At 59.5% G+C, this 6,888-nt stretch carries 6 protein-coding genes and 1 riboswitch; of the genes, 4 read left to right on the top strand and 2 right to left on the bottom strand.

Annotated features, from left to right (window positions below):
* Window positions 1–327: 327 nt before the first annotated feature.
* A riboswitch (cyclic di-GMP riboswitch) is annotated at window positions 328–414 on the top strand.
* An 87-nt stretch (window positions 415–501) separates the two neighbouring features.
* The 3 genes from AAC083_RS12355 to AAC083_RS12365 all read left to right on the top strand — a co-directional run bounded on the left by AAC083_RS12355 (window position 502) and on the right by AAC083_RS12365 (window position 5,138).
* Complete coding sequence (locus tag AAC083_RS12355) at window positions 502–834, top strand: fimbrial protein (RefSeq protein ID WP_108536764.1); 333 nt, start codon at window positions 502–504, stop codon at window positions 832–834.
* A gap of 497 nt (window positions 835–1,331) precedes the next feature.
* The gene (locus AAC083_RS12360) at window positions 1,332–4,079 is read left to right on the top strand and encodes a collagenase (protein WP_108536765.1); all 2,748 of its coding nucleotides are present in this window, start codon (window positions 1,332–1,334) and stop codon (window positions 4,077–4,079) included.
* A gap of 216 nt (window positions 4,080–4,295) precedes the next feature.
* Window positions 4,296–5,138 (top strand): SanA/YdcF family protein, encoded by an 843-nt coding sequence (locus AAC083_RS12365; protein WP_108536766.1) that lies wholly within the window; start codon window positions 4,296–4,298, stop codon window positions 5,136–5,138.
* A gap of 72 nt (window positions 5,139–5,210) precedes the next feature.
* Here the strand turns inward: AAC083_RS12365 and AAC083_RS12370 are convergent, their stop codons facing one another.
* Together AAC083_RS12370 and AAC083_RS12375 are read right to left on the bottom strand one after the other, a co-directional pair.
* The gene (locus AAC083_RS12370) at window positions 5,211–5,825 is read right to left on the bottom strand and encodes a superoxide dismutase (protein ID WP_108536767.1); all 615 of its coding nucleotides are present in this window, start codon (window positions 5,823–5,825) and stop codon (window positions 5,211–5,213) included.
* A 21-nt stretch (window positions 5,826–5,846) separates the two neighbouring features.
* The gene (locus AAC083_RS12375; RefSeq protein WP_108536768.1) at window positions 5,847–6,272 is read right to left on the bottom strand and encodes a hypothetical protein; all 426 of its coding nucleotides are present in this window, start codon (window positions 6,270–6,272) and stop codon (window positions 5,847–5,849) included.
* Window positions 6,273–6,562: 290 nt separating this feature from the next.
* On the opposite strand from AAC083_RS12375, the gene AAC083_RS23085 reads away from it, so the two are divergent.
* Window positions 6,563–6,888: esterase/lipase family protein (locus AAC083_RS23085; protein ID WP_258224680.1), on the top strand; the 326-nt coding region annotated here is incomplete at its 3' end.

Here is a 6,888-nt window from a genome sequence, read left to right on the forward strand (position 1 = left end):
CAGGTAATCAGGTAATCAGGTAATCAGGTAATCAGGTAATCAGGTAATCATCATAAAACACATGGCATATAAGAAAAATAAATATCTCAGTTATGTGCTACGGATGAATAACCTCACTATTAAAGCCAGAGATTGTGAAATAGACGAGTATGTTTTCACTGTTGCGCTGTTTTATAACGTTCATATTGACATTCAACGACTCGATTTCCGCAGTAGGTCACCAATATATCTCTCATCTGGACACTCATGATTCCTGCTATCTGTGACCTATATCTCATGTTGTTTATGCTGATTGATTTCTAGAAATAGGGTGTTATCATCTAGACATAGAGTAAAGGGCAAACCGGTCGAAAGGTCGGGACGCAAAGCCACCGGTCTAAGGGTTTCAATACCTAAGACAGCGGAGCTGCCATCTGAGAAGAGTGATGTCATAAGCTGTATGCCATTCTCTTTGATTGCGTTGCCCTTTTCGTACAACACATGTAACGAAAAGGACATAAAATGAACACTTCCAACGCCTCTGCCGGTTCCATCCGCAAAAGCATTCTCAGTTACGCCTCCTCTGCCGCCACCGCTTTGCTGCTTGGCGCCGCACTGCTGCCCGGCACAGCCTCAGCTCACGATGGCAGCGTGACCTTCACCGGGACCATCTACGAAACGCCGTGTGATTTTTCGGACAACAGCGTGACCTGCTATTCAGGCATTCAGCGCCAGACCCTGGATTTGGCCAGCCTGCAGCAAGCTGGCAGCCTCAACACTCTCAACAGCACCCTGAATTACAAATTGTCAGAGGGCAGCGCCAAGATGGCCATAGTGACTGTGAGCTACCTCTAACAGCACGAAGTCGTAGCGCCAGATCGCTTGCATTCCCGGGCAAGTGCACCAGCTTGTCCATGACCTGCTGACCAAGGGCTGTAGACAGAAGGACTGGGGTCCTCAGCTGCCTTGTTGTGCTCTTGTCAGCAGCGAGCTCCCGCATCCTGACCTCGCATACTGTTATTGTCCCCTGTACCAGGGGGCCCTCCTTTTTGTGCCTTTTCTCTACCTCCCCCTCTAATCGCATGCACCAACCGGCTCTCTGTGCGAGCGCAGGAGCCATGGCTCACGCCGTACCGGCGATACCTGAAACCTGGCCTTAACAGGCTTGATGCTTAGCCCCCCCCAGATGGCAGATGAGTCCTTGCTATCACTGCAGCCCCCAATGGGGCTTGTTTTGTTATGAACCAAGCTAAATAAATGATTTATATCGCCTGATTGGTGAGTTGATAGCCTTTTGGAACTTAGTACATTGCCCGCGATAACAACGCAGACTCTCATCTAAAGGGATAAAAATGAACTATCTGGGTACAAGGTTGCTGCTTCTGGCAGCACCGGGCCTGCTCGCCACTTCGGCGCTGGCCAATTACTCCCCCACTGACTGGCAAGCATACCGGCTGGACAGTGAATCGAGCCGCCAACTGAGCGATCGGATCACCGAAGTCAACTACGAGCTCAGCGCCCGTAATGACAATGCCCCCTATCAGCAACTGCGGGTCTATCGCCGCTTCGACTGGAGCGGTGCCAATCTGACCGCGCTGGCAGAGCAGCAGTGCGGCAAACCGCAGCTCAAAATCGAGCAGGGTTGGCAGATCCGCTACCTCCTCTGCGAGCAGGTAGTGCCGGTAGGCAAGGCCATCCCGGCCAGCAGCTATGACTTTGGCTACGGCATGAAACAGGGCCGCTGGGAACCGCTGACGGGCACCCCGACCGCCCCGCGTCAGGATCGTCTGTCATTGGCCGAGCGCATCATCCTGAGTCACAGCGAGCAGGAGCTGGATCGCTGCAAGCTCAATGCCCAGGGCCGCTGTACCGAACAGGTTTGGCAATATCAGCCGCAAAACTGGCAGCAACTGAATGTACTGGAAGAGTCCCCCAACGAGCGGAATGGCCGCCTCGAGCAGATCTTCTTCCGCCTGCAACCTGTGGCCGGTAGTCAGGCCGCCCGCCAGGTGAAAGAGCTCCACGTCTGGCGCCAGTACAGCTGGCAACTGGATCAGGCCAAAACCCAGCAGGAGTGTGATGAACCCCAGACCCGCCAGGAAGGGGACAAGACCATCAGCTACCGGGTTTGTCGCCAGACCCTGCCCGCCGGTAGCAAGGTGCAGGTGGTACTGAAAGACTCCGGCTATCAATACCCGGTCGGTAGCAGCGAATGGCAGACACTGCCGGAAACTGACGAGTGGCAAGAGAGCCGGGTGCTCAATCGCCCCATAGTGCTGGCCAGCAAGGAGGAGCAGATCGACTGCCGCCGCGCCGATGGCCGCGCCTGCTCCGAGCCGGAACAACCGAGCACGGACCTGCTGGATGCCGACGCCGCCAAGATAGTGCAGGATGCCAGCGGCCAGCCCGCTCCCGTCTGGCAGGAAAACTATGGCCACGATGACACCAAGCTGCTAGCCGTGTCGCGCGGCATCCAGAGCCTGCTGGCGGCCAATCAGCCCGCCCATCCGGCCATGAAGCTGCTGCTCGAATATGTGCGCGCCCACAACTATCACAACTACGGCAAGCACAAGGAAGACGGCCCGGCCGCAGCCGAGGCACTGGCCAAGGCGCTGACCGCGCTCGGCGCCCATCCACGGCTCTATCCGAAGCAGGTCAGCGATGAGGTGGGAGCCGTCATGGGCGCCTGGAGTATCGCCCTGCATGGCCAGTTCAAGAGCCCGGCGGTGCAGAGCCGGTTTGGTACCCTGCTCGGCCAGTTCAACCAGATGCTGGCCTACAGCACCCAGCATGCCCGCGAGATCAATGGTCAGCACGCCTGGGCAACCGGTCTGTTCGATCTGCTCAACTTCCTCGACTTCGCCAGCGACTACAGCGATGCCTTCGCCGACGATTTCCGCCAGCAGGATGCCGAGCTGCGCAAACAGCTGCACGCCCTTGGCATGAGCGAGCTGTCGCTGTGGCAAGAACGGGATGGTCCGGATCTCTTCCTGCTCAGCAACGTGCTGGATGCCTATACCCGCCTCTACCGGGTCACCCGTTATACCCGTCCCGACGAGAGCGAAGGCTATCGCAAGCTGCTGGATGACTCCGTCATCTCTCTCATCCGTCATCATGACCTGATCCCCGGCGGTCAACAGAGTCCGGCCCTGCTGGAAGACATGTCACTGACCCTCTCCACCTACTATCTGACCTACACGGATCGCACCAGCGAGGCCTGTATCAGCGGTGACTTTGCCGGACTCTGCACCCCGATCCGAGTGGAAAACGTGCTGCCGTTCGAGCACACCTGCTCGCCGACCCTGCGCCTGCGAGCCCAGGATCTGAGCCAGGATCAGGCCAACGGCATCTGCCTCGAGCTGGGCGCCGAGGAGCGGCAGTTCCATCAGCAGATGGAAACAGGCTGGCCGCCGGTGGCGGATGACAACAACGAGGTGCTGGAGCTGGTGATCTTCAACTCCTCCGCCGACTGGAAGCGCTACGGCGGCGCCCTGTTTGGTGGTGTCTCCACCGACAACGGCGGCATCTACATCGAAGGGGATCCGGCGCGTCCCGGCAACCAGGCCCGCTTCTTCGCCTATGAGGCGGAGTGGAAGCGCCCGGCCTTCCAGGTGTGGAACCTGCGCCATGAGTACGTGCACTACCTGGATGGTCGTTTCAACCAGTACGGCAGCTTCGGTCACTACCCGCTCAACCGCACCACCTGGTGGTCGGAAGGGCTGGCGGAGTTCATCGCCCACGGTCAGTGTTTCGCCCGCGGCATGGATAACGTCTCGGATCGCCCGGCGGCCGAGCGACCGAGCCTGGCCGACATACTGCACCTGGATTACGACAAGGGTGGCGATATGGTCTACTCCTGGTCCTATACGGTGCATCGCTTCCTGAACGAGACCGGCCGCGGCGCCAGCTGGCTGGCCATGGCCCAAGCCCTGCGCAACCCGGATAAGCAGCAGGCGATGAACGCCTTCGAGGCCGAGCTGGATCAGTTGATCGCGAGCGAGAGCGAGGCCTACCAGAACTGGCTGAGCCGCGATCTGCTGCCCTGGTGGGAAGCCAACAAGGAGTCTGACGAGTGCAAGGCGAACGACTCATCCCACTGAGGATGAGACGCTAGCGACAAGGGGCAGCCACGGCTGCCCCTTGTTTTTATACGAGAGCTTTTTATCGGTGCAGGATCAACCGGTTAGCCAGCCACAGGATGCGACAACCTTTGCCCGAGTGATGCCATCGGCCGCTATCAAGCCTGACGCGCAGCGGTAACTTGTAATAGAATGACCCCCTGTCACCTATTACTTCAGATCTGAACCGCACCGCGCATGAAGAAGTTTGCCAAGATCCTCCTCGCCTGCTTTTGCCTGTTGCTGGTATCTGCCGCCATGCTGCTGGGCTACAGCGAGTGGACCATCTCGGATGCCCGTCATTACACCTATGACGACGTCGATGCGGTCCCCTACAACCGGGTCGCTTTGGTGCTCGGCACCTCCAAGTACCTGATAGGGGGCAGTCCGAACCACTACTTCAAGTACAGGATCAAGGCTGCCGCCGAGCTCTACAACAACGGCAAAGTGGACTACATCCTGGTCTCCGGTGACAACGCTACCGTGCAATACAACGAGCCACGCCAGATGCGGCGGGCCCTGATCCAGGCCGGCATCCCGGCCAAGGCCATCTACAGCGACTACGCCGGCTTTCGCACTCTGGACTCCATCGTGCGCGCCAAGGAGGTGTTTGGTCAGGCCCACTTCACCGTGGTATCGCAAGCCTTTCACAACGAGCGCGCTATCTTTATCGCCCGCCACTTCGGCATCGAGGCCGTCGGCTTCAACGCCAAGGATCCCAGCGCCTATCAAGGCATCAAGACCCGGGTACGCGAGGTATTCGCCCGCCTGATGGGACTGCTCGATCTCTACGTGCTGGACAAGGGGCCCAAGTTCCTCGGCGAGCCCATCGTCATCGGCGGCCCCACCCCTTGCCAGACCCTGAGCACCATAGGTGCAAGCCAGCCCTGCCTGCCCGTCCCGCCGGTTGCCCCTGCCACCAGCGCGGCCACCGCAAGCAAAGAGGCCGATACCGCCAGCGCTGCCGCAGCAACCAGTGCGCAGCGCTCGACCAGCTCTGCCATGGCAACCCGTGGCGCAGCCCCCGCTTCAACGCCCTGACAAGACACAAACAAGAGACCCGCCATCAGACGGGTCTCTTTCATTTGGCTGCGTGCACAATCCTGCCGACGGTCATGCCAGCGCGGCACGATAGCGGCGTGCCACCTCGTGCCAGTCGATCACCTGATAGAAGGCGGCGATGTAATCGGGCCGCTTGTTCTGGTACTTGAGGTAATAGGCGTGCTCCCACACATCCAGTCCCAGTATGGGCACATGGCCCTGCATCAGGGGGCTGTCCTGGTTGGCGCTGCTCTCCACCCGCAATCTTCCCTCCTCATCCACCACCAGCCAGGCCCAACCGCTGCCAAACCGGCTTAGTGCCGCTTGGGTAAAGGCCTGCCTGAAGACCTCCAGTCCGCCCAGATCCCGATTGATCGCCTCCGCTAGCTCGCCGCTCGGCTCACCGCCGCCGTGTGGGCTCATCACCTGCCAGAACAGGCTGTGGTTGGCGTGACCGCCACCGTGATTGCGCACCGCCCCCTGCACGTTCACCGGCAGGCTGTCGAAACGGGCAAGCAGCGCCTCCACCGTCAGGGCCGCCAGCTCGGGGAGATCGGCCAGGGCGGCGTTGAGGTTGGTGATGTAGGTCTGATGGTGACGACTGTGATGGATCTCCATCGTCAGCGCGTCTATGTGGGGTTCCAGCGCGTCGTAGCCGTAGGCAAGGGCTGGCAGGGTATGACTCATGATCACCTCTTTTTAGTGTGATTAATGCAGTTGATAGGTTGGCTCGGTCTGACACAGACACTGACCGAGACAGCGCTGAATAGCATCCTGGGTGCCATGTTTGCGCACGAAGGCGAGCAGCTCGGTGCGGGTGCTACGGGTGTGGCGCAGGGCCGCATCCCTCAAGGGGCCAGGGCTGGCGGGGGACTGGCTGGTGGCAAGCAGACAGTCGTGGATATGGCACAGCAGATCGGCGGCACGCTCCGGCAACGCCATGGCCACCAGCAGATCCGCCAGATTGTGGTGAGCCACCACCAGCGCGGCCACCGCCTCGTCTGCATCGTGCCAGCAGGCCAACTGCTGGCGCGCCAGCCACAATGCCTGCTGGTAATAGGCAAGCGCCTTGGCGTGCTCGCCGGCATCGAAGTGGCGATTGCCGCTCAGGGTCTGCACTTTCCAGTTCACCATGCTGCTGTCGGCGTCGCTCGAACCGACCCATCCCTTCACCCAGGTTCCCGTCATGATCTTAACCACCCAAATGATAATAATTATTATTTAACTTATATAGGGACCGAACACAAGGGATACCTGTGCCAGCTCCCCCCACAGCACTGCCCATATGGGTAAGGCTTTTTTGAATCTGTCTGTTTAGTGATCACTTGCACAGATACAAGCGCCCCTATTCGCCATGCTGGTTGGCACTGGCATGAGGCCGGTGGCTGTCGGAGCGGCAGCCTGTTTTCACAAGGATGATGACGATGAAAAGATGGCTATTGGTGCTGCTGTGCGCCCTGCCCATACTGGGCCAGGCGGCAGGTTATACCCAGACCCGTTACCCCATAGTGCTGGTGCACGGGCTGTTCGGCTTCGACAGGTTGCTCGGGGTCGATTACTTCTACGGGATCCCCCAGGCGCTGACCCGGGACGGCGCCCGGGTCTACGTGGCCAAGGTCTCCGCCACCGAGAGCTCGGAGCGGCGCGGTGAGCAGCTGCTCAAGCAGGTGCAGCAGGTACTCGCCATCACGGGGGCTGACAAGATCAATCTCATTGGCCACTCTCACGGCGGCCCCACCATACGCTATGT

The sequence above is a fragment of the Aeromonas sp. HMWF014 genome (assembly GCF_963878295.1).
GTDB classification, from domain to species: domain Bacteria; phylum Pseudomonadota; class Gammaproteobacteria; order Enterobacterales; family Aeromonadaceae; genus Aeromonas; species Aeromonas popoffii.